This is a genomic window from Bradyrhizobium nitroreducens, assembly GCF_002776695.1.
Taxonomy (GTDB): domain Bacteria; phylum Pseudomonadota; class Alphaproteobacteria; order Rhizobiales; family Xanthobacteraceae; genus Bradyrhizobium; species Bradyrhizobium nitroreducens.
Genome location: NZ_LFJC01000003.1, coordinates 6,265,782 through 6,288,926, shown reverse-complemented (window position 1 = coordinate 6,288,926; position 23,145 = coordinate 6,265,782). Strand labels below are relative to the sequence as shown.

The following is a 23,145-nucleotide window of genomic DNA, read 5'->3' as shown; positions in this document are numbered from 1 at the left end:
GCGCTCAACTGACGCCCGAACGTTTACGCCGGTACATGAGGACTCTTGGGATCAGAACCGCTGCACGAGATGTCGTATCTGACAGTCCAAACGCTACAATATGCCGTGACTCGCGCGCAAGAGTCTGCCGAGTCGCGTCCACATGTTCCGTGGCGAAAAACCCGCAAAATCGCCACCGCAAGACTACGGAATCAGCGTTTCCTGAGGCTTTCCGGCTGCCATTGACACCGGTTTCACGGGGCATAAGATGGTGTCACGTGCCGCCCTTAAAAGGCGGCACGTTTCGTTTTCCGGGCCGGTCTGGTGCGTTGCGCAATGCGCGCATCGCACCGTCCGCAACATTCAAGTGACCGTCATGACCAACAGCGCAGCCCCGCATTTGCTCCCTGTTTTCGCCAGGGCCAACCTCGGTTTCGAGCGCGGCGAAGGCTGCTGGCTGATCGCGACCAACGGCGATCGCTATCTCGATTTCACCTCGGGCGTCGCGGTAAATGCGCTCGGCCACGCCCATCCCGCGCTGGTCAAGGCGTTGCAGGAGCAGGCGACCAAGCTCTGGCACATGTCGAACCTGTTCCAGAGCCCGGACGGCGAGAAGCTCGCCGCGCGCCTGTGCAACGAGAGCTTTGCGGACTTCGTCTTCTTCTGCAATTCCGGCGCCGAGGCGCTGGAAGGCGTGATCAAGCTGGTCCGCCATCATCACTTCTCCAAGGGTGATCCGGAGCGCTATCGCATCATCACCTTCGAAGGCGCCTTCCATGGCCGTACGCTGGCGACGCTCGCTGCGACCGGCTCTGCAAAATATCTCGAAGGGTTCGGTCCGCCGATGGATGGTTTCGACCAGGTGCCGCATGGCGACATCGAGGCCGTGAAGAAGGCGATCGGTCCGCACACCGCGGGTATCCTGATCGAGCCGATCCAGGGCGAGGGCGGCGTTCGTTCTGCGCCTCCCGCCTTCCTCAAGGCGCTGCGCGAGCTTTGCAATGAGCACGACATTTTGCTCGCCTTCGACGAGGTGCAGACCGGCATGGGCCGCACCGGCGAGCTCTTCGCCTACAAGCGTACCGGCGTCGTGCCCGATGTCATGTCGCTGGCGAAGGCGCTCGGCGGCGGTTTCCCGATCGGCGCCATCCTCGCCACCGCCGACGCCGCCGAGGGCATGGGCCCCGGCTCGCACGGTTCGACCTTCGGCGGTAATCCGCTCGCGATCTCCGCGGCCAATGCCGTGCTCGACGTCATGCTCAAGCCCGGCTTCTTCGACCACGTGCAGAAGATGTCGCTGCTGCTCAAGCAGAAGCTCGCCTCCGTGATCGACCGTCATCCCGACATCGTCAGCGAGGTGCGCGGCGAGGGCCTCCTGATCGGGATCAAGGCCGTGGTGCCCTCGGGCGATCTCGTCGCGGCCCTGCGCAACGAAAAACTGCTCACGGTCGGCGCCGGCGACAATGTGGTGCGTTTCCTGCCGCCTTTGATCGTCACCGAAGCCGAGATCGAGGACAGCGTCATCAGGCTCGAGCGCGCCTGCGCCGCGATCTCGTCCAGTCAGACCAAGCGGGCGGCAAGCTGATGAGCAAGTCCCCCGCCAAGACGCCGAAGCACTTCCTCGACATCAATGAGCTGCCGTTGTCGGAGCTCAAGCGCATGCTCGCCGCCTCCTCCGCGATGAAGGCGAAGCAGAAGGCGCATCAGCCGGTGCGGCCGCTCGAAGGCAAGACGCTGGCGATGATCTTCGAGCGTCCCTCGACGCGGACCCGGGTCTCGTTCGACGTCGGCATGCGCCAGCTCGGCGGCGAGGCGATCATGCTCACCGGCGCCGAGATGCAGCTCGGCCGCGGCGAGACCATCGCCGACACCGCGCGCGTGCTGTCGCGCTATGTCGACGCCATCATGATCCGCATCCTCAATCACGATGCGCTGCTGGAGCTTGCGGCCAACGCCACCGTGCCCGTCATCAACGGCCTGACGCGGCGCTCGCATCCCTGCCAGGTGATGGCCGACCTCATGACCTTCGAGGAGCATCGCGGTCCCATCGAGGGCAAGACGGTGGCCTGGACCGGCGACGACAACAACGTCCTGGCGTCCTGGGCGCATGCCGCCGAGCGCTTCAAATTCCAGCTCAACGTCGCCACCCCGCCGGAGCTGGCGCCGAAGAAGGCGATGCGCGACTGGGTCAAGGCGACGGGCGCGCCGATCGTGCTCGGCACCGATCCGGAAGCCGCCGTGCGCGGCGCCGATTGCGTCGTCACCGACACCTGGGTGTCGATGGGCGACAAGGAGGGCGAGCATCGCCACAACGTGCTCAAGCCCTACCAGGTCAACGGCAAGCTGATGTCGCTGGCCAAGCCCGACGCGTTGTTCATGCACTGCCTGCCCGCCCATCGCGGCGAGGAGGTCACCGACGAGGTGATCGACGGCCCGCAATCGGTCGTGTTCGACGAGGCCGAAAACCGCCTGCACGCGCAGAAGGGCATTCTGGCCTGGTGCTTTGACGCGGTGAAGTGATTTCGGTGATGGGGCTGTGTCGCTGGCCCCATTCTCCGCCGTCATCCCGGACAAGCGCCGCACAGCGGCGCGCAGATCCGGGATCCATAACCACAGGACGTCATTTGGCGATGACCCGGAGTTGTCATCGCGCGCAATAAAGTCATCCTGTGGTTATGGATCCCGGGTTCGCGCTATCGCGCGCCCCGGGACGACACCGAGTTTGAGGTTGCCCCGCGCCCCTTCCATTTTCCACTCTCCGACCCCAGATAACGCCCCATGATTTCCCAATCCCCTGACATGAAAGCCGGCCCCGAAGGCCCGGTTCGTGCGCCATCCGCGGTTCCGATCGACGATGCCGTGCTGCCCTACGAGGTCGACGCGCTCGACGTGCGCGGCCGCCTGGTGCGCCTCGGCCCTGCGCTCGACGACATCCTGACCAAGCACGATTACCCGGCGCCGGTCGGCAAGCTGCTCGGCGAGGCCATCGTGCTGACGACGCTGCTCGGCTCGGCGCTGAAATTCGAGGGGCGCTTCATCCTGCAGGCCCAGACCGACGGTCCGGTGTCGTTCCTGGTGGTGGACTACCAGGCGCCGGATCGCCTGCGCGCCTATGCGCGCTTCGATGCCGCGCGCCTCGGCGATACCAGGGATTCCGGCACGCTGCTCGGCCGCGGCCATCTCGCCATGACCATCGACCAGGGCCCCGACATGAGCCGTTACCAGGGCCTGGTCGCGCTCGACGGCGGCAGCCTGGAAGACGCCGCCCACGAATATTTCCTGCGCTCCGAGCAGATCCCGACCAAGGTGCGTCTGGCGGTCGGCGAGGAGTGGCGCAGTCATGACGGCGGCAAGCACCGCTGGCGCGCCGGCGGCATGCTGATGCAGTTTCTGCCCAAGGCGCCGGAGCGCGCGCGGCAGGCCGATCTTCATCCCGGCGACGCACCTGAAGGCGCCGAAGTGCACAGCGTTGCCGAGGACGACGCCTGGGTCGAGGCGCGCTCGCTGATCGAGACCGTCGAGGACGTCGAGCTGATCGATCCCGAGCTCTCCGGCGAGAGGCTGCTGTTCCGCCTGTTCCACGAGCGCGGCGTGCGCGTGTTCAATCCGCTGTCCTTGAAGGCGCAATGCTCCTGCTCGCGCGACGCCGTCGCCTCGATGCTCAAGAGCTTCTCGCCGGATGATCGCGCCGCCATGGTCAAGGACGACAAGGTCGTGGTGACCTGCGAGTTCTGCTCGTCGGTGTATCAGTTCACGCCGCACGAGGCGGGCGTGGAAGACGCGTAGGCTGGTTGTAGCCCGGATGGAGCGCAAGCGTAATCCGGGGCGGCTCTCACGGCATCTTGCACCGTCCCGGATTGCGCTCCGCTCCATCCGGGCTACGGGATCATTGCCTGTGTCGGCCTCTGTCAATCCATCCGCACAAAAATATTCCGCTTTACCGAAATTCGGTTTTAGCGCATATGTCGCCCATCCCGGCTCACCCAAGAGGGGCGACTTGTGGTCGTCTTGTTCGCGAGCCGGGGTTGCGGTGGACGCGGCAGCGTCGGCACGAGAGGCGCGGGCAGGGCGGGTAGTCCCTGTGAGCCCGAGGCTTCGTGCGGACGACGGCGCTGCTAGGCTTCGTCTCGCTCGTAAGTTTCCGGCTCTGTCGACGGAGTCTGGAAATACTGCGGCGACATGGCGGGCCGTGCGTACGGCAAAACCGTGTGGTCCTGGCCGTCGTTGCCACGGTCAAGTCTTGCGAAGGTGCGAGCGAGCCCAACCGGGCAGACTGCATCATCCAAATTCGCGGGGCGAGGGAGGCCAAAAGGAATGGTCGGCTCCCGGGAGATCACGGCATAAGCCGTCCAGCCATCGCGCAGGGAAGGCCGAGTGATCGGCGACACCTGTATGCTGCTGTGCGGTTCTTCCTGCGTGTGCATTTCGCGCAGCAGACCGCGGGTGCCAGCCGGCACCCGGCCTTCCCTGCGCCCTCTTGGATCTGGAGGGTGGAGCGACGAAGCAAAGCTCGGGCGAAACGCGCCGCGAGAACGATAGGGCGTGTCCAGCTATCACACATTCGGTGTCATCGCTCGCCTGGTGCGCAATTGCGCACAGGGGCGGGCGATCCAGTGTTCCAGAGGCCGCAGTGATCGAACCGAGAGGCCGCGGCGTACTGGATTCCTCGCCTGCGCGGGGAATGACAGTGTTGCTGGTGGGGAGTATGCGCGTCAAACTCCGATCTCGTGCCCCGGACGCTGCGCAGCGTCATCCCGGCGATGCGGAGCATCGTCCGGTTCGACGATGCGCTGCAGAGCCGGGGCCCATCTGTCGGCGCTGTGCCATGTTGCGCTGGGTCTCGGCTCTGCGCCGCAACGCTTGCGCATTGCAGCTCGTCCGGGACACGAGAGTGAGCGGCGATGCCGATCCCAAGGTTCGGGAAGCTGCGGCGCTGCGCGGCACGTCTCGTCCATTGCAGATCGGCAGATTCTGCCGGGATGGATTTGCCGCTGTGACGGAGCTGCTCTCCGCAATTGGCGATAAGTCCTTGATGAACATGAATCCGCGAGCTGGCATGCGCGTTGCACGCAGGAGCTGCGTTCGCAAATGAACAGTGGAGTTCGGGTATGAGTGTCGGCAGCATGAACAGTATTGGCGGTAGCAGCGCGGCGGGATCGCCATTCTCCGCCGGCCTATCGAAATCCGCCGATGGCGCGCAGAATGACGGCTCGGCCTTCTCGTCCATGCTGCAGGACGGCACGCCTTACGACGAGATCAAGGTCGACCTGCCGAACGGCATGTCGGTCGGCATCGTCCATTTCGGCGGTGGCGGCTTCGACAGCGAGGCGCTCAAGTCCATCGAGGATTTCGTGCGGGGGCTTGCGGACCAGCAGACGCCCGGGCAGCCGTCAGCGAGCGCCGATCAGGCCGGCCATGACGGGACGCCGGATGCGGTCGGGATCGACAAGATCCATGTCGATCTTCCGAACGGGATCTCGTTCGAGATCCTGCATTCCGCAGGCAAGACGGCCACCGACAGCGCCGCAATCATGAAGCAGCTCACCGACGCCGCCGAAGAGCTCGCCGAATCGCTCGGGCATTATTCGCCGGCATCGAGCGCGGCGTCCGCCTACGCCGCGCAGCAGGCCGCCGCGTCCGGCCGCAGCAGCGGGCTCGACGCCCGCAGCTGATGCGCCTGCGCGGAGCGTGACGATGTCATGCCGGCATTCGCCGCGCTCCCCGGGCCTCTCTCAGACGCGATACCACGCCGCCAGATTCCACGTGATGGTGTCCCAGCCGGAGATGTCGATCATCAGATTATTGGCGCCGGCGTTGACAATGGGGCGCGAGAGCAGCGGCAGGAACACGTTGGCCTCGCAGAAGATCTCGTCCACCTTCATCAGCAGCGCGGCGCGCTTGGCGGGATCGAGCTCGCTCTGCGCGGCCTTGTAGGCCTTGTCGGCCTCGGGATCGGAATAGCGCGAATTGTTGCGGCCGAGCCATTTGTTGTCCTTGGTGGCGATCTCCCAGGAGACGCACTGGTTCAGAAAGCGCTCCGGATCGGGCTGCGGCTGCGTGGTGTTGTACATCTCCATGTCGGCATAGAATTTGGAGTAGGTGTCGGGGTTGCCGACGTCGGAGGAGAAGAACACCGAGGCGGTGACCGCCTTGATCTCGATGTCGATGCCGGCCTTCTCGCAGGCCTGCTTGATGATGGCCTGGGTCTTCTGGCGCGGGGCGTTGATCGAGGTCTGGAATACGTATTTGAGCTTCTTGCCGTCCTTCTCGCGGACGCCGTCCGCGCCCTTCTTCCAGCCGGCTTCGTCGAGGATCTTGTTGGCCTTGTCGATGCTGAATTCGTATTTCAGCTTGGGCGACTTGAACTGCTTGGGCGCGTTGACGAAGCTCGCGGTGGCGATGCCGCCGCGGCCGTAGATGAATTTCTGGATCGAATCGCGGTCGATCAAAAGGTTGATCGCGCGGCGAACGGCGGGGTCGGACAGCGTCGGGTGCTTGGTCTTGAGGCTGGAGCGTTCGCCGTCGACCTCGGTCCAGGGGTCGGTGGTGTTGAGGATGACGAACTCGACATTGCCTGAGGGCGTGATGTCGAGCTTGCCCTTGCCGCTCGCCTCCATGCGCTTGAGGACCTCCTCCTCCACCTGCATGTTCCAGGCGAAGTCGTATTCGCCGGTCTGCAGCACGGCGCGTGCCGCAGACACCGCATCGCCGCCGCCCTTGATCTCGAGCGTGTCGAAATGCGGCTGGTTCTTGACGTGATAGTCGGGATTGCGTTCGGCGCGGATCAGATCGCCGGGCTTGAACTCGACGAATTTGTACGGGCCGGTGCCGACCGGCTTCAGGTTGGCCGGCGCTTCGCGCGACTTGGCGCCGACATAGTCGCCGAAATGATGTTTTGGCAGGATCTGGCCGACCTGGCCGCCGACGAACGGGTCGGCCCAGAACGGTGTCGGGGCCTTGAAGATCACCTTGACGGCGAAGTCGTCGATCTTCTCGACCTTGATGTCCTTGTAGGAGCCCGTGGTGAAGGCCGCGGTGGCGAGATCTGCGGCGTACTGCCAGGTGAAGACGACGTCGTCCGCGGTGAAGGGCTTGCCGTCATGCCATGTCACGCCCCGCTTCAGCTTCCAGATCACGCTCATGCCGTCGGCCGAGAGGCCGCCATTGGCCTTGGTGGGGACCTCGGCGGCAAGGCAGGGGACGAGATTGCCGTCCTTATCCCACCCGGCGAGCGGCTCGAAGAAGACGCGCGAGGCGATCTGGTCCTTGGTGCCGAGCGCGAAATGCGGATTGAGCAAAGTGGGCGCCTGCCACAGCAGCATCTTGAGCGTGCCGCCGCCGCCGGCCTTGGTCGGCTTGTAGGGCAGCGTGGCGTCCGCCATCGCCACGTCGTGCCAGACCAGGATCTGGCTTGCGATGGGCGCGGCGATTCCGACCGCGGCCACCCTTTGGATGAACGAGCGCCGCGACAGCGTGCCTTGCTTCACCTGTGCGACCAGACCCCGGATATCGTGCTCGTTCATCAGATGACCCTCCACCGCGACGAAAACCGTCGCCGCCATCATGTTGCATCATGCGCGATGCGGCAATGCCGGGGTGACCGCCGGCCCATGCGACGAAATGACGATGGAGAGAGCCCTTGCGGGCCAAGAACAGGATCAAGACCCCGATCAGGATCCGGATCGCCGCCCGAGAGACCCGGGCGGCGACCCGGTGCGAACTTGATTGAACTTGGGGAAGTTCTAAGGCCGCGCCGGAACGCTAACCCGGCTGCAACAGGCGCATCAAGTTTCGTGATGTTGCCGTGGCCGGAGATTCATTGCAGCCGCCGGCAAATCGCCACATATGCACCATCGGCGGTCGAACCCATGCCGAGCCGGCATTTACCTGGTGCCGAGCACGCCGATCGCCAGGGCCGACAGCAGCAGGGCCTGACTCAGAAGCTGCAGCGCCGTGTTCGGCTGCGCCAGCCAGCGCGTGACCCTCTCGGAGAAGGACAACGTCGTATCGGCGAACAACGGCTGAAAGCTGTGCCGGAAGAAGTGCGGGAATCTGGCACCGAGCCCCGAGGTCAGCAGGGCGTGGAAGGTCGCCATCATGGCCACGAAAATGGCGGCGCCGAACGGCTCGCCGACGAATTCGGCCGCGTCGATCAGCTTGATCGCCAGCGCGACGCCGGAATAGATCGGCACGCCCTGAAGCACGAAATAGAGTGCAAAGCATTCGAGCCATTTTCGGCCGGTGAGCTTTGGAGCAGCAAGAGTGGTCATGGTCGGTGTCTCCCTGAGGTCCGATTGTCGTGCCGCAAATCTTGCGCGCCGCGTGCCGCATTGCCGTGATGCGCCTCACGCTGGGCGAATGGCGTCGCGGCCGCCGTGAATTCGTTCCGCGTTTGCTGCCGGATGGAGAAAGCGCAGCCCGCTTCCGGCACGCAATTTGGATTTCCATTTCATTGATTTCCCCTTGCGGAGAAGCGAATACGGTTCCAATCATTCGTGCCGTGCCATGGAGACCAAGATGTCGTTTCGCTTTCCCCTGATCCTCGCCACCGTGCTCGCCGCGTGGTCGGCAGCAAGCTCCGCCGAGACCATCAAGATCGGCGTGACGCCGGGGCCGCATGCGCAGATCCTGGAAGCGGTGAAGCCGATCGCGGCGAAGAACGGCCTCGACATCCAGCTGCTCGAATTCTCCGACTACGTGGTGCCGAACGCCGCGCTCGACGCCGGCGAGATCCAGGCCAATTCGTTCCAGAACCAGCCTTACCTCGACAACCAGAAGGCCGATCGCGGCTACAAGATCGAGGCGGTCGCGCTGACCGTGAATTTTCCGATCGGCGTCTACTCGAAGAAGCACAAGGCCTTCGCCGACATCCCCGAAGGCGGCAAGGTCTCGATCCCCAACGATCCGACCAATGGCGGCCGCGTGCTGCTACTGCTGCGCGACAAGGGCGTGATCAAGCTGAAGGACGGCACCGGTTTCAAGCCGACCGTACTCGACATCACCGAGAATCCCAAGAAGCTGAAATTCATCGAGGTGGACGCGGCGCAGGCGCCGCGCGCGCTCGACGACGTCGACGCCGCCGCGATCAACACCAATTATGCAACTCAGGCGGGCCTCGATCCGGTCAAGGATCCGATCCTGCGCGAGGATCCCAAGGGCCCCTATGTCAACCTGATCGCCGTGCGCACGGCCGACAAGGACAAGCCCTGGGTCAAGATCCTCGTCGACAGCTACCACACGCCGGAGGTCAAGGAGTTCGTCCTGACCAAGTTCAAGGGCGCGGTGCTGCCGAGCTGGTAGGCAACCTGCCCAGCTGCAGCGCAGGGACGATCCTGGCGGGCAGGCTTGCGCGTGAGAGTCGCGTATGAGCCCTGCGCAATGCCCGCTTGTCTGGAGCCGCACGACCCGACATCATCGGGCGCCTGGCCATCCTTGCCCGACAGGGGTCGTATGAAACGCTTTGCAAACCTGAAACGCCTGGGATTCTTCACGCGGCTGCTGGACGAGGCGCCGCCGGCGGACCGCTATCGCTTCGCGGCCGAGCAGATCGTCCGCGCCGAGAAAGCGGGGCTCGATTCCGCGTGGATCGCGCAGCACCATTTCCACGAGCGCGAAGGCGGCCTGCCGTCGCCCTTCACTTTCCTCGGCTATGTCGCAGCGCAAACCTCGCGCATCCGCCTCGGCACGGGCATCGTCACGCTGCCGCTGGAGAACGCGGTGCGGGTGGCGGAGGACGCCGCCGTGCTCGATCTCATCTGCGACGGCCGCTTCGAGCTCGGCGTCGGCACCGGCGGCAATCCCTCGGCCTTTGCCGCCTTCGGCCTCGACAGCGCCCAGCGCAACGAGATCTTTGCCCACAATCTGGAAATCGTCCGCACCGCCCTGGTCGGCAAGCCGCTTGACGGCGGCGATACGATCTATCCACAACGGCCGCAACTGGACAAACGCATCTGGCAGGCGACGTTCTCGGTCGCGGGCGGCGCCCGCGCCGGCAAGGCGGGCGATGGCCTGTTGCTGTCGCGCACGCAGCCGCGCACCAAGGAGGCGCCACGCGCCACGCTCGCCGAGATCCAGAACCCGGTGATCGATGCCTATATGGAGGCGCTGCCCAAAGGGGCCGAGCCTCGCATCATGGCCTCGCGCAGCGTCTTCGTCGCCGACGACCATGCCGAAGCGATGCGCTTCGCCGATATCGGGCTGCGCCGCGCGCTGCCGCAATTCATGAAGGGTGGTCATCTTCCCCCGGGCGAGACGCTGGCGGAGATGATCACGGCGTTCGACACCCATGTCGGCGACGCCGACCACGTCATCGCCTCGCTCCGCAGCGACGCGACGCTGGAGCGGGTGACGGATCTCGTCTTCCAGGTGCATTCGGTCGATGCGCCGCACCCTCACGTCCTGCGGTCGATTGATCTGGTCGCGGAGAAGGTCGCGCCGGCGCTGGGCTGGACCCGGACCGGGCCCGATGTGGCGCTGGCGGGCTGATCGGAATGAATGTGTGCGGGGCTGACTGATGGCAACACAGGATATCATCGACACGCTCGCCGGGATCGAGCCCGGCTCGGCTCTGGACGCCATCCGCGCCCGCCGCCTGCAGGCGCGCGAGAATGCGCAGAAGAGCTATCTGTCACTGTTCGAGCCGATCGACGCCAGCGATGTCTCGCTGCTCGAACGCGCCGCTGTGGCCGCCTTCGTGACCGGACTGCATGGCGAGTCCCCGGTTGCCACCTTCTACCGCGAGAAGCTCGCGGCGAGCGCGGGCGGCGCGGCTCTGCTTGGATCGATCGATGCCGAGATCGCTCGGGGCAGGACTTCGGGACCCTATGGCTCGTATCCTGCCGGCCCGCTGTCGGCCGAAAACACGGCCGGCCTGATTTATCGCGTCAGCGCGGCGAGCAAGACGGCGCTTGGCGCCAGGCTCGCAGCAGCGCTCGAGCATGCGCATCTGCTGGTGTTCCGGCCCCGCGATGCGGCGGCCGCCGACATGAAGGCACTGCTTGACGCCGGCTGGTCCAACACCGGCATCGTCACCTTCTCCCAACTCGTCGCGTTCCTGGCCTTCCAGGTGCGCGTCGTCAGCGGCTTGCGCACGCTCGCCGCGGCCAGCGCGTAGGAGGCTGCAATCATGAGCGCCGTCAATCCACCCGTCGCCTTCACCCAGGACGAGCTCGGCTGGGTCTCCTGGATCGAGCCGCTGCCCGAAGCGGAATTGACCGAGCGGCACTACGCCGGCCTGGTCGACCGCGCCCGCGCCAAGTCGGAATATTTCCGCCTGCTGGTGCGCGACCCTGAAGTCCTGGAAGCCCGCACCAAGACCGACAAGGACATCTTCTACAACGTCGCCGACGGCCTGCCGCGCGCCGAGCGTGAGCTCGCAGCGGCTGCGACCTCGCGCTACAACGGCTGCATCTACTGCGCCTCCGTGCACGCACGCTTCGCCAGTACCTATTCCAAGCGCCGCGAGGACGTGCAGCGCCTGCTCGACGAGGGCGTGACGGCCGATCTCGGCGAACGCTGGAACGCGGTGGTCAAGGCGTCGGTCGCGCTGGCCGAAACGCCGATCGCATTTGGCCCTGACAACATTGCGGAGCTGCGCCGCGCCGGCCTCGACGACGCCGAGATTGTCGACGTCATCAACGGCGCCTCGTTCTTCAACTGGGCGAACCGGCTGATGCTGTCGCTCGGCGAGCCCTCGAAATAGGCAATCTCGCCGGCACAAGAATTGCTGCTTGTTTTCAACTCGAGTGGATGGAGCCGTGCATGAGCAACATCGATCGTCGTACCCTGGTCAAGGGCTCGTTTGCCGCCATGATGGCGGGAGCTGCCTTTTCGCGCGGTGCCTTCGCTGATACCTCCGAGCCGATCCTGCTCGGCGTCAGCGGCCCGCTCACGGGACCGAACGCGCAATATGGCACGCAGTGGAAGCAGGGCTTCGACCTCGCGCTCGACGAGATCATGGCGGCCGGCGGCATCAACGGGCGCAAGCTCGCCTACCAATTCGAGGACAGCCAGAGCGATCCGCGCCAGTCGGTGGCGATCGCCCAGAAGTTCGTTTCCAATCCCGCCATCGTGCTGGAGCTTGGCGACTTCTCCAGCCCCGCCTCGATGGCGGCATCCCCGATCTACCAGCGCGGCGGCCTCGTGCAGTTCGGCTTCACCAATTCGCACCCTGACTTCACCAAGGGCGGCGACTTCATGTGGAGCACCTCGGTCAGCCAGGCCGACGAGCAGCCGCTGCTGGCGGCCTATGCGGTCAAGCGCCTCGGCCTGAAGAAGCTCGCGGTGCTGCACCTCAACACCGATTGGGGCCGCACCAGCCGCGACTATTTCGTCAAGGCGGCCAAGGAATACGGCGCCGAGATCGCGGTCACCGAGGGCTACATTGCGGAGGAGCGTGACTTCCGCTCGACGCTGGTGCGGGTGCGCGACGCCAATCCGGACGGGCTGATCCTGATCTCCTATTATTCCGACGGAGCGCTGATCGCCCGTCAGGCGCGCCAGGTCGGGTTGAAGCAGGTGATGTGCGCCGCGAGCTCGGTCTACTCGCCGAAATTCATCGAGCTCGGCGGCGAGGCGGTCGAGGACGTTCACGTCGGCACGCGCTACTTCCCCGAGGATACGCGGCCCGAGGTGCAGAAGTTCATCGCGGGCTTCAAGAAGAAATACAACGGGCAGGAGCCGGACGCGTTCAACGCCTACGCCTACGACGCGATGAACATGGCCGCCGCCGTCGTGAAGATCGGCGGCACCGACCGCAAGGCGATCCGTGACGCCTTCACCAAGGTCAAGGATGTCCCCAGCGTGATCTTCGGCACGGCGACGTTCGACGTCGCCACCCGTCGCGTCAAGGGCGCCATGAACGCCGAGCTCGTCGTGCGCAAGGGCCAGTTCGCGCTCTGGGACGGCAAGCCGACCTGATCCAACGGCCGGAGCAACCGCTTCGGCCGCCTTCTTTCCACGCGGGGACCAATTCTTGTCTTCCTGGCTCGACTACACGATCAACGGGCTGATCGTCGGCAATGTCTACGCCCTCGTTGCGGTCGGGCTCGCGCTGATCTTCGGCGTCAGCCGGCTGATCAACTTCGCGCAAGGGTCGATCTATCTGGTCGGCGCCTATATCGGCTGGGTGGCGGTGGTGCAGCTGCATACGCCGCTGCCGCTCACCATCATCGTGGTCGCGGTGGCGGCAGCGATCGTCGGCCTGATCATCGAGCGTTTCGGGCTGCGGCCGCTGCAGAACTCGGTGCGCATCGCGCCGCTGCTCGCGACCATCGGCATCAGTTTCGTGCTCGACCAGCTGGTGATGCTGACCTTCTCGCCCAATCCGCGCGCGCTGCCGAGCCAACTGCCGGACGTCCGCTTCCAGGTCGGCGGCGGCACGATCGGGCCGCTCGACCTCCTGATCGCCGGCGTCGGCCTCACCAGCGCGCTGCTGTTGTTCGTGTTCCTGCGCTACAGCAAGCTCGGCTGGGCGGTGCGCGCCGCGTCGCAGGACCGCGACGCCGCGATGCAGATGGGCGTCGACGTCAACCGCGTCAATCAGGCGGTGTTCGGCATCGCCGCCGCGCTCGGCGGCGTCTCCGGCATGCTGGTCGGCATGTATTACAACCAGATCGACACGGCGATGAGCCTGCAGGCGACGCTCAAGGGCGTCGTTGCCGAAGTGGTTGGCGGCGCCGGCAATGTGCCGGGCGCGGTGATCGGCAGCCTGCTGCTGGGACTGGTCGAGAGCTACGGCGTCGCGGTGTTCGGCACCAGCTACCGCAATCTGTTCGCGTTCCTGCTGCTAGTCGTCGTGCTCGTGCTGCGGCCGAACGGCCTGTTCGCCAGCGCGCGGCAGGCGCCGCCCGAGCCGCTCACCGGCACCTTCATCGCGCCGAGCCGCCCGGTGCGCATTCCGCGCTGGGCCCTGGCTGTCGCCTCCGCCGGTTTCGCGGTCCTGCCGTTGTTCCCGGTCTCCTTCTACGTGCTGCAGACCCTGATCAATGCCTGGCTGCTCGGCATGCTCGCGCTCAGCCTGACGCTGGTCGCAGGCACGATTGGCCAGGTCTCGCTCGGTCACGCCGCGCTGCTGGCGATCGGCGCCTACACCTCGGCGCTGCTGTCGCTGGCCCTCAACGTCCCGGTCGGCCTTGCCGTGATCGGCGGCGGCCTGATGAGCGCTGCGCTCGGCACGCTGCTGATCTCGCCCTCGTTCCGCCTGCGTGGGCATTATGTGTCGATCGCCACCCTCGCCATCGGCGAGATCGTGTCGCTGGTGATCCTGAACTGGGAGAGCGTGACGCGCGGGCCGATCGGCATCTCCGGCATCCCGCCGCTGTCGCTGTTCGGCTACGATTTGATCAGCCCGACCTCGATCTACTGGTTCAGCTTTGCCGTGATGGTGGTGCTGGCGCTGCTGCAGGGACGGCTCCTCGACTCGCATCTCGGCCGCAGCTTTCGCGCCATCCGCGACGACGACGTCGCCGCGCGTGCCTATGGGCTCAGCCTGAACCGCTACAAGTCGCTCGCCTTCATCTTCGGCGGCTTCGCCGCCGGAATCAGTGGCGGCATCGCGGCGCATTTGTATTCCTACATCAACCACGAGACCTTCAACACGCAACAATCGATCCTGGCGCTGACCGTCGTCATCCTCGGCGGCCTCGGCAACGTCGTCGGCGCAATGCTCGGAGCGGTGGCGCTGGTCGGGCTGCCGGAAGTGTTCCGGATCGCGGCGGAGTATCGCATCCTGATCTACGGCATCGTGCTCTTGCTGCTCGTGCGATTCAGGCCGCAGGGCCTGTTGGGAACGATGTGATGGCGGAGCAGTCTCCCATGCTGTCCCTGCGCGGTCTGACGCGCCGCTTTGGCGGCCTCACCGCGGTGGACTCGATCGATCTCGATCTCGCCAAGGGCGAGCTCGTCAGCATCATCGGCCCCAACGGCGCCGGCAAGACCACGCTGTTCAATCTCGTGACGGGCCTCGACCGGCCCGACGCCGGCACCGTCCGCTTCGAAGGCCAGGACATCACGGGCCTGTCGCCGGAGCGGCTCGCAGGCGAAGGCATCGCGCGCACCTTCCAGCTCGGCCGCGTCTTCGGCAATCTCAGCGTCATGGACAACGTCCTGATCGGGGCGCACACGCGGCTGCGTGCGGTGAAGCCGGCCGTGCCGGTGATCGGCCCGCTGCTCGAATTGGGCCTCGCGCTGCTGCGTCCCGCCAGCGTCAAGGCGGAAGAGGAGCGGCTGCGCGAGGAGGTGAGGGCGATCCTTGCCCGGTTCGGCGAGCGGCTGCTGCCGCGGATCGACCAGCCTGCCTACAGCCTGTCCTACGCCAACCGCCGCCGTGTCGAGATCGCACGCGCGCTGGCGCTGCAGCCGCGCCTGCTGTTGCTCGACGAGCCGACCGCCGGCATGAACCCGACCGAGACCGCGGAAATGCAGGCGCTGGTCGCAGAGCTGAAGGCGGAAGGTCTGACCATCCTCCTGATCGAGCACAAGCTGGAGATGGTGATGCGTCTGTCCGACCGCGTCATCGTCATGGACGAGGGCAGGAAGATCGCGGAAGGGCCGGGCGAGCAGGTGCGCACCGATCCCAAGGTGATCGAGGCCTATCTCGGCCACGGCCTCTCGGGTGCGGCGGAGCAGGAGAGCGCGGCATGACGACGAGTGCATCCGAGCCGCTGCTGGCGCTGTCCGACGTCAATACCTTCTACGGCCAGGCCCAGGTGCATTTCGACCTGTCGATCACGGTCGCGCGCGGCCACATCGTCTGCCTGCTCGGCGGCAATGCCAGCGGCAAGTCGACGACGATGAAGATCATCCTTGGTCTGGTTAAGCCGCGCTCGGGCGAAGTAACCTTCGACGGCGCCTCGCTGATCGGGCTCACCACGCCACAGATCGTCCGCCGCGGCATCGCCTCGGTGCCGGAGGCGCGGCGGCTGTTCGCGGACATGAGCGTGCGAGAAAACATCCTGATGGGCGCCTTCGTGCGCAACGATCGCGAGGCGATCGCGCAGGATCTCGACAGGATGCTGACGCTGTTTCCAAAACTCGGCCAGCGGCTGTCGCAGCGCGCCGGCTCGCTCTCCGGCGGCGAGCAGCAGATGGTGGCGATGGCGCGCGCGCTGATGAGCCGCCCCAGGATGATCGTGATGGACGAGCCGACCATGGGCCTGTCGCCGCTCTATGTCGACCGCGTGCTGGAGCTGATCCGGACCATCAACCAGGAAGGCGTCTCGGTGTTCATGGTCGAGCAGAACGCCAGCCTCGCGCTCGAGATCGCGCACGAAGCCTATGTCCTGCAGACCGGCAGGATCGTGCTGTCAGGCCCGGCACGCGCGCTGAAGGACGATCCCCGAATCCGCGATGCCTATCTCGGCGGCTCCGAGGCGGCCTGACGAATTGCGCTGAGCTCTCGACGTCATGGCCGGGCCTGACCCGGCCATCCACGTCTTGTTCCCGGCAAGAAGAGCGTGGATGCCCGGGACAAGCCCGGGCATGACGACCTCGATCTCGTCTCAAGCCGAAGCCGCGCTGGCGACCTGCTCCGCCGGCAGGTCATCGCCATTGGGATCGCCCGGCGCGGTGGCCCAGGCCAGCTCGACCAGCGTTACGATCCGGCGTCCGCCGCCGTCGAGCTGGACCACGATCAGGCCCTGCTCCTCCATGTAGCCGAGCAGCCGCTGTGCCCGGCGCAACGAATGCGAGCCGTAGGCGCGCGCGATCGCGGCGTCGCCGGGGCAGGGCCAGCCCTCCTTGGCCGCGCGCGCGATCATCATGAACACGCCCTGCATGTCGTCGGGCAGGATCGAGGCGCGCAGCGCCACGTCCTGCCAGGCGTCGTCTTCGGCGAGATCCGTGCCGAGCCCCGCACGCGCATGCGTCAGCATGCGGCGAAACTCGTTGAGGTCGGGTACGGCTGCGCCGAGGCCCTCGATGCGGCAGCGGACCACGAACTCCTGATAGAGCACGCCGATGGCGCGGAAGCCGGCGTCGGGCTCGGCGAGCACGGCGCGCAACGTGCGAGCCACGCGCTCGCGCCGCTCCGCGAGCTCCTCGGCGCTGACCGGCACCTCGACCAATTCGGGCCGGATCTCCGGCGTGGCGGCGGCCTTCGCGGCGCGGAGCTGCTCGAGCAGATCCGGCGCCGGCCGTCGCTGCGGCCGGCTGGCATCGGGCGGCGGCGCGGCCAGGATCATGGCGCGCATATCTTCGGTGGCCGCCTCCGGCAGCGGCATCAGCCGCGGCGTGGAATTGCGCGGGCTGGTATCGGTCGGGCCGATGTTGAGACGCAGCGGACGGCGCGACAGCGCAGGGCCCAGCGCCATGAACTGGCCGCGCTCGAGATCGCGAAAAGCTTCGGCCTGCCGCCGCTCCATGCCGAGCAGATCGGCCGCGCGCGCCATGTCGATGTCGAGGAAGGTCCGGCCCATCAGGAAATTGGAGGCTTCCGCCGCGACGTTCTTGGCGAGCTTGGCCAGACGTTGCGTCGCGATGATGCCGGCGAGGCCACGCTTGCGGCCGCGGCACATCAGATTGGTCATGGCGCCGAGCGAAAGCTTTCGTGCCTCGTCCGAGACCTCGCCGGCAACCGCCGGCGCGAACAGCTGCGCCTCGTCGACGACCACGAGCATCGGATACCAATGGTCGCGGTCGACGTCGAACATGCCGCCGAGAAACGCCGCCGCACGGCGCATCTGATTCTCGGCGTCGAGGCCTTCGAGATTGAGCACGGTGGAGACGCGATGCAGCCGCGCGCGCTCGCCGGCGACCTGAAGGCCACGCTCGGTGTGATCCTCGGCCTCGATCACCAGATGGCCGAAACGCTCCGCCAGCGTGACGAAATCGCCTTCGGGGTCGATGATGGCCTGCTGCACCCAGGGCGCGCTCTGTTCCAGGAGCCGCCGCAGCAAATGCGATTTGCCGGAGCCCGAATTGCCCTGCACCAGGAGGCGGGTCGCCAGCAGTTCCTCGAGGTCCATGGCGGCCGCGGCGCCTGCCGTGGTCTGCCCCATCTCGATTGCAACCGTCATGCCCGACTCAAGTCCCCGTCATTCGCGGACAGGGGCTTATCAATCCCGCCGCGGCGCGTCGAGCGCAACGGCGCGAATCATGCCGCGTTGCCCACGGCGGCGTTCACGGCCATCCTCGGAACATTGAAGGAAGTCGCGTTCAGGCTGCTTCGATCAGAGTTTCACCCGAAAATTGTCCATATTTTTACGGGGATGCGCTACGCGTCGGCTATCCTGCCGGCCGGCAGAGCGCCAGGAAACACGGGCCATGATGAGCACACTAGCCAGCCCCGCCACGATCACGGTCACAGTGTTTGGCGTTGCGGCTCTGGTTACGCTTGGCGTGGGCATTTATTGGCTCTTCAACAAGCGGGCACGCTTGAGGGATATCGCCGAGATGAGGGCGAAGCTCGATGAGCTCGAGCCCTCCGACCCCGAATACGGTGCGGTGAGAGCACTTTACACCTCGATGGTCCTGGATGCCGAACGTTGGGGCTACTTTGCCGGCGAAGCCGGGTCAGGCGGCCATGCCAGCAGCGCCGATCACGGCGGCAGCGACCACGTCGGCGATGCCGGCGAGGGCGGGCACGCTCATTGATGCATGAATGGCTCGGCGCCGCGCGGTGACGATGGCTTCGTGCGGTCGGCGTCAGCTTTCGGACACGGCTCCCGGGTGTCCCGACAGTTGCAACAGTGCGGGCCGATAGGGGGCTTGCGGATCGTCGTCCTCGTTGGCGGGGATCGCGCAGGAGCCGAATTGTTGCCGGATCCGCTCCATCTCGGCGATGCGCTCATGCAATCGCTGCAGATGTTCCGGCGATGTGGCTCGCCAGAACCGGAACGTGTCGGCCGTCAGTGGCACGAACGCCGTGCCGAACAGTGTCGGCTCGGGAACGACGGTGCGTCCGAGCAGCAGGAAGCGGTCGGCGCCGGAGACGATGAGGGTGGCATAGCCCCGGTTTCCGATCCGCCTGATCCCGTTCAGCGACCATTCGGCGAGCTTGCTGAAATAAGGCTCCTCGCGCCAGCGATCGGGGCAATGGTCGTCCACCGTGACGTTCACGGCATCCTGGCTGAAATGGACGATGATCCCCGACTTCGCCGGGAACCAGTCGTCGTCGAGATGGCCCTGCAGCCAGGCGCAGACGAAGGAGCGGCACATCTGGGGGCGCCGGTCGTAGATGGTGCATCCGGTGCCGGTCTGCCAGTGCTTGCAGAGCTGGTTCACCGGCTTCTCGACGGCGGCCACTTCCAGGATATCGCAGCAGGCGTTGCAGGATCCGCATTGCCGGGCCAGCGGCGCAGTTCTCGGCAGGCCGGTCGCACGAAAGCCCTGGCCGTCGCGAACCAGCAGCTTCTGCTTCTCCAGCGTGGTCAGCGCACGTTCGATCTTGAGACGAGAGAGCCCCGTGGCGTCGATCACGCCTTTCATCGTCGTCGCGCCTGCCTCGACGGCGCGGACGACACTGAGCATCGCCTGGTCCATGGCTTCTTCTGTTCTTGTGTGGATGCCCAACGCGGGTTGCGCAAACCAATGCCGGAAAGGTGATTTACAAAGCTATGTGGCTGACGCCCCAGCGCGAGGCAAGAAGACGGGACGTGGACGGCGACACGATCGCGTGATCAGGTCTGTGCGATCCCCTTTCGTTGCGCTTGCGCGACACCGGGAACCGCTTGCTCGATCGATGGGATTGCGATGCGTCGGTGCTGCGCGAACCGCGCCCGCGCGTGGAATGACACAGATCAAGGCCCGTCGGCACGGCACCTGCTAGCCGGCGGCATGGACTTGCTGACCTTCTTCACGGCGACCTGCTTCCTTCTCGCCATGCCGGGACCGACCAACACCTTGCTTGCGACATCGGGGGCAGGGGTCGGTGTCTCCCGCTCGCTTCATCTGCTGGCGGCGGAGCTGTGCGGCTATCTCGCGGCAATCGCGCTGTTGCGGCTGGCGCTCGGTCCCGTCGTGAGCGGCATCCCGCTCGCGGCTGTCGCGCTCCGCGTCGCAGTGACCGTCTACATCCTCGGCCTTGCCGTCATGCTCTGGCGCGTCAACGCGCGCGAGCTCCGCGACGGTGCCGTGGTGACGTTCCGCCAGGTGCTGCTCACCACGCTCCTGAATCCGAAGGCACTGGTGTTCGCGTTCCTGCTGCTGCCGCTTCAGGCCGGGCTGTTCGATCTCCTGCCCTGGCTCGGCGTGATCGCGCTTCTGATCGTCACGGCCGGTGCTCTGTGGGTGACGCTGGGCGCAACGCTCGGCAATGGTGCCCGTCGTCGCGGGCGGCCCGAGCTGATCACGCGCACCGGCGCGGTCATGCTTGTCGCAGTGACCGGCCTGATCTGGCTTCAATCCTTCCTGAGCGCCTGAGCCGCTGCGGCGCCCGCAGGTGCGGAGGCCGGTCCGCTACTGCGCGCCGGATCCGCCCTGTACGATCTTCTCGTTCAGCTTCTGGTCGACGGTCTCCACCGTGCGGTCGATCTCGGCGTTGGGCACGCCGAGCTGATGCGAGATCAGCTTCACCAGGAGGTCGACGCGCTCGATGAAGGGCGCGCCGCCCGCGACCGCGCGCGCCGCCGATGACGGCTTGAGCAGGCTCTCGGCGGCCTTGGCGTATTTCGCGAACGGCACCTGGTCCTGCGGATCGGCGCCGAGCTTGCGCGCGATCGCGTCGACATGGTCGTAGATCGTCTGCGAGCGCTTCAGGTCGCCATGGACGGCGTCGCGGATCGACTGCGGCTCGTGCGGGGTGATGCAGCGGTAATTGCCGGTCAGCAGCATCGACCATTTGGCCAGCGGCACGAACAGCGAGTCGAACACTTTCAGCTTCACCGGCACGTCGTGGCCGTCGAGCGTCACCGCGTCGATGTCGGCCTCCAGCTCGCGCAGCAGCTTGTTGTGCTTCTCGTCGGCGAACACCGACGCCTTGAAGTTGGTGGGCAGGCCGACATGCAGCACGTTGGCGGCTTCTTCCGGCGGGCGGAATGCCTGCGGATCGGGCGAGCACAGCGTCACGAGGCCGGGCTCGAACCGCTCCCAAACCTGGGCGTTGGTGTAGGCCTCCTCCAGATCCATGTCCGCGAGCGCCGGAATGCGCTTCAGATAAGGCAGCGGCGGCATGTTCATGATGGACAGGCACGGCAGTTTTGCCGCGGCGATCTTGACCATGAGAACGCGCACCGTGTGGTTGGTGTATTGCGGCTCCTGCATCGCAAGGCCGACCAGATCGTAGCGGGAGAGATCGACATCGGCCGGCGTCACGGCATCGAGCTTGCCGGGCAGGTCACGCGAAAAGATCGCCCGGTGCACCGCCTCGTCACGCAACTTGATGCGCACCTCGGTACCTTCGCGGTTGATCAGCTCTGCGGTCTTGGCGCGGCAGACCAGGGTCACATTGTGCCCGGCCATCAGCAGCTTCGTGCCGAGCAGCGAGCCGTAAGAAGCCCCGAGAATCAATATGTTGCGCGCCATGCTCCGTCCCTTTGACAAAATCTGTGATTTTTGAGCCCCGGCCGTCATCCGCGGGCGAGTTGCCGGCATGTAAAGCGAAGTGAGCAGGGATGGCAACTGGGATAATGCATACAAGGCCGGCGCCGATTTCCCGCTTCGCGTGAGAAGCGAGCACCGCCCGGTGCAGGGAATACCGTCATCCATGGATGGGATGAGCAGAGCATGCTCCGTCGGCTCTGCGAGACGATTCGTTTCGGCAGAAATTCGAAAAGATCGCATTTGTTACGCGGCGTCAGCTCAACTCGCGTCACCGACGACAGTCGCGACCGATGAGAAGACAACGGCCGGATTCTCGCGAGATCGTGATTGGCGGCAAGTACACGGTCGTCATGAAAATTCATGAGGATACTGAGACGTTTGTGCCTCCTTCGCATCAAACGCCATCCAAATTCGTATCTCTCCGTTGCAGCAAAAAACTACAACTCGGAACCGCAAAAATGGCAGAATGGCGTGGGGCCCTAACCAACTATCAGCAGTGGAGCTGCAGCGTGACGATTGGGTTGAGCCGGATTGGATTTCGTATCCGGGCCGGCTCGTTCGACGATCGCAGTTTCGTCTAGCGCTCTGCTGAAAGTGCAGTCGGCAAAAGTCCGGGAATCCAAGCCCTGATGATTCAAGTCTTGGTATTCGCTGACGGCGCCGTCGGGGGACTGACATGGAAGGTGATCATTGGCCTCACGGCTCGTGCGACGGCGCGGGTGCAAATCTGGCACGCTTGCGCCACCGCGCGTCCGAATTTTTCGATGGCCTGTCCGTCGCGGATTTGGTGCGAGAGACGTCCAGGCATCTGTGGGTTTCGGACTGGTTGAGGGTCGCGGACGACTACCGGATATCCGCCGAATCTGCGCGCGGTGACGAGTCCGCCCCGATTGCCCTGGACGCGTGGCTGTGCTCGCTGACGGCGCTCGAAGTCGCGCGAAGTTTGTCGGCTCCCGGAGATCTCGCGGATGGCGATCTCTCAGACAGGCTCGATATCGGCCTGAGGGGCTTGGAGAATGAGGTCGGTCCGGCGATCCAGCATGTGAAGATCGATGGCCTTGATCAAGGGCCGTTGACGGGCCTGTTTCGGCCGGCGCTCCATCAGGAGCGTTCTCCCGTCGTGATCTGCATCGCCGACGAGGGGGTCACCCTGGGCGCGATGATGAGCAGATTGTCGCCGGCCTTCTGCCACCGCAACATGTCGCTTCTGCTCGTTCATGCGGGCAATGCGTCCATCCGTCGCCCCTTCAAGGCCGAGCATATGCTTGCGTGCTGGCTCGACTATCTCGCGGCTCGCCCGGACGTCGATACGCGACGGATTGCAGTCTATGGCGAGGGAGCGGGCGCCAGTCATGCGTCCCGCCTTGCCATGTCGGATCGCAGGATTGCTGCCGCCGTGTGCGACGGCGGCATCGCGGCACCGATCATGCGCCGGGCATGGCTGCGCCGGAAGAGTGGCGTCGCGCAGGCCGCGACACCGCCGGATTGGCTGCAGCCGTCGCGTCGCATACCTTGCCCGCTTCTCGTGGTCGTCGGGAGTCGCTCGATGGTTTGGGAAGAGGACGCGCTCGCGCTGCAAGCCGGCTATCGGCAGGCTGGAGCTGACTGCTCGACCGTTGTGCCGAACTGCATCCCCCATCCACTGGGCGAGGTCGAGAATTTCATCGCTGTCGACGATTTCATTCTCGA

The 23,145-nt window shown here is 65.5% G+C and carries 21 protein-coding genes; 16 read left to right on the top strand and 5 right to left on the bottom strand.

Translation table 11 applies throughout. The features are described from left to right. The first annotated feature begins 355 nt into the window (after positions 1-355). The 5 genes from TSA1_RS30035 to TSA1_RS30015 all read left to right on the top strand — a co-directional run bounded on the left by TSA1_RS30035 (position 356) and on the right by TSA1_RS30015 (position 5,651). On the top strand, positions 356-1,564 hold the full coding sequence (locus tag TSA1_RS30035) for an aspartate aminotransferase family protein (protein WP_174719130.1): 1,209 nt from the start codon (positions 356-358) through the stop codon (positions 1,562-1,564). Next, complete coding sequence (gene argF, locus TSA1_RS30030; RefSeq protein ID WP_100179476.1) at positions 1,564-2,499, top strand: ornithine carbamoyltransferase; 936 nt, start codon at positions 1,564-1,566, stop codon at positions 2,497-2,499. Before TSA1_RS30035 ends, argF begins: the two co-directional genes overlap by 1 nt. Positions 2,500-2,757: 258 nt before the next feature. After that, positions 2,758-3,765: an Hsp33 family molecular chaperone gene (locus TSA1_RS30025; protein ID WP_100179475.1), complete on the top strand. Its 1,008-nt coding sequence runs from the start codon at positions 2,758-2,760 to the stop codon at positions 3,763-3,765. Between the two features lie 1,105 nt (positions 3,766-4,870). Then, on the top strand, positions 4,871-5,071 hold the full coding sequence (locus TSA1_RS39065) for a hypothetical protein (protein WP_145984394.1): 201 nt from the start codon (positions 4,871-4,873) through the stop codon (positions 5,069-5,071). A 31-nt stretch (positions 5,072-5,102) separates the two neighbouring features. Beyond that, positions 5,103-5,651, top strand: a complete 549-nt coding sequence (locus tag TSA1_RS30015) for a hypothetical protein (RefSeq protein ID WP_145984393.1) — start codon at positions 5,103-5,105, stop codon at positions 5,649-5,651. 60 nt (positions 5,652-5,711) lie between these two features. On the opposite strand, the gene TSA1_RS30010 is transcribed toward TSA1_RS30015, so the two are convergent. Then, the gene (locus TSA1_RS30010; protein ID WP_100181416.1) at positions 5,712-7,502 is read right to left on the bottom strand and encodes a peptide ABC transporter substrate-binding protein; all 1,791 of its coding nucleotides are present in this window, start codon (positions 7,500-7,502) and stop codon (positions 5,712-5,714) included. A gap of 360 nt (positions 7,503-7,862) precedes the next feature. Further along, positions 7,863-8,249 (bottom strand): hypothetical protein, encoded by a 387-nt coding sequence (locus TSA1_RS30005; RefSeq protein ID WP_100179473.1) that lies wholly within the window; start codon positions 8,247-8,249, stop codon positions 7,863-7,865. Positions 8,250-8,484: 235 nt separating this feature from the next. On the opposite strand from TSA1_RS30005, the gene TSA1_RS30000 reads away from it, so the two are divergent. The 8 genes from TSA1_RS30000 (at position 8,485) to TSA1_RS29965 (ending at position 16,358) form a co-directional block, all read left to right on the top strand. Continuing rightward, a complete protein-coding gene (locus TSA1_RS30000) occupies positions 8,485-9,279 on the top strand; it encodes a MetQ/NlpA family ABC transporter substrate-binding protein (RefSeq protein WP_097660420.1) in 795 nt (264 codons plus the stop codon). A gap of 150 nt (positions 9,280-9,429) precedes the next feature. Further along, the gene (locus TSA1_RS29995) at positions 9,430-10,464 is read left to right on the top strand and encodes a putative FMN-dependent luciferase-like monooxygenase (protein WP_100179472.1); all 1,035 of its coding nucleotides are present in this window, start codon (positions 9,430-9,432) and stop codon (positions 10,462-10,464) included. Positions 10,465-10,492: 28 nt separating this feature from the next. After that, complete coding sequence (locus TSA1_RS29990; RefSeq protein ID WP_174719129.1) at positions 10,493-11,092, top strand: CMD domain protein; 600 nt, start codon at positions 10,493-10,495, stop codon at positions 11,090-11,092. 12 nt (positions 11,093-11,104) lie between these two features. Then, positions 11,105-11,680, top strand: coding sequence for an alkylhydroperoxidase domain protein (locus TSA1_RS29985; RefSeq protein WP_100179470.1), 576 nt, complete (start codon positions 11,105-11,107; stop codon positions 11,678-11,680). Positions 11,681-11,739: 59 nt separating this feature from the next. Continuing rightward, positions 11,740-12,897 carry an ABC transporter substrate-binding protein gene (locus tag TSA1_RS29980; RefSeq protein WP_100179469.1) on the top strand — a complete coding sequence of 386 codons (1,158 nt, stop codon included), beginning with the start codon at positions 11,740-11,742 and terminating at the stop codon, positions 12,895-12,897. A gap of 55 nt (positions 12,898-12,952) precedes the next feature. Next, on the top strand, positions 12,953-14,776 hold the full coding sequence (locus TSA1_RS29975; RefSeq protein ID WP_100179468.1) for an ABC transporter permease: 1,824 nt from the start codon (positions 12,953-12,955) through the stop codon (positions 14,774-14,776). After that, on the top strand, positions 14,776-15,621 hold the full coding sequence (locus TSA1_RS29970) for an ABC transporter ATP-binding protein (RefSeq protein ID WP_174719128.1): 846 nt from the start codon (positions 14,776-14,778) through the stop codon (positions 15,619-15,621). Before TSA1_RS29975 ends, TSA1_RS29970 begins: the two co-directional genes overlap by 1 nt. After that, positions 15,618-16,358: an ABC transporter ATP-binding protein gene (locus tag TSA1_RS29965; protein WP_100179466.1), complete on the top strand. Its 741-nt coding sequence runs from the start codon at positions 15,618-15,620 to the stop codon at positions 16,356-16,358. Before TSA1_RS29970 ends, TSA1_RS29965 begins: the two co-directional genes overlap by 4 nt. A gap of 120 nt (positions 16,359-16,478) precedes the next feature. On the opposite strand, the gene TSA1_RS29960 is transcribed toward TSA1_RS29965, so the two are convergent. Beyond that, positions 16,479-17,993 (bottom strand): helicase HerA domain-containing protein, encoded by a 1,515-nt coding sequence (locus tag TSA1_RS29960; RefSeq protein ID WP_100179465.1) that lies wholly within the window; start codon positions 17,991-17,993, stop codon positions 16,479-16,481. 247 nt (positions 17,994-18,240) lie between these two features. On the opposite strand from TSA1_RS29960, the gene TSA1_RS29955 reads away from it, so the two are divergent. Next, complete coding sequence (locus TSA1_RS29955) at positions 18,241-18,570, top strand: hypothetical protein (protein ID WP_100179464.1); 330 nt, start codon at positions 18,241-18,243, stop codon at positions 18,568-18,570. A gap of 51 nt (positions 18,571-18,621) precedes the next feature. Here TSA1_RS29955 and TSA1_RS29950 read toward each other — a convergent pair whose 3' ends face one another. After that, on the bottom strand, positions 18,622-19,458 hold the full coding sequence (locus tag TSA1_RS29950) for a YkgJ family cysteine cluster protein (protein WP_100179463.1): 837 nt from the start codon (positions 19,456-19,458) through the stop codon (positions 18,622-18,624). 294 nt (positions 19,459-19,752) lie between these two features. Between TSA1_RS29950 and TSA1_RS29945 the strand changes: the two genes are divergently transcribed. Continuing rightward, entirely contained in the window at positions 19,753-20,337 is a 585-nt protein-coding gene (locus tag TSA1_RS29945; RefSeq protein WP_100179462.1) for a LysE family translocator, read from the top strand. 36 nt (positions 20,338-20,373) lie between these two features. On the opposite strand, the gene TSA1_RS29940 is transcribed toward TSA1_RS29945, so the two are convergent. Then, positions 20,374-21,438 carry a ketopantoate reductase family protein gene (locus TSA1_RS29940; RefSeq protein ID WP_100179461.1) on the bottom strand — a complete coding sequence of 355 codons (1,065 nt, stop codon included), beginning with the start codon at positions 21,436-21,438 and terminating at the stop codon, positions 20,374-20,376. Positions 21,439-22,132: 694 nt separating this feature from the next. Here TSA1_RS29940 and TSA1_RS29935 point away from each other — a divergent pair. After that, positions 22,133-23,145: alpha/beta hydrolase family protein (locus TSA1_RS29935; protein ID WP_100181415.1), on the top strand; the 1,013-nt coding region annotated here is incomplete at its 3' end.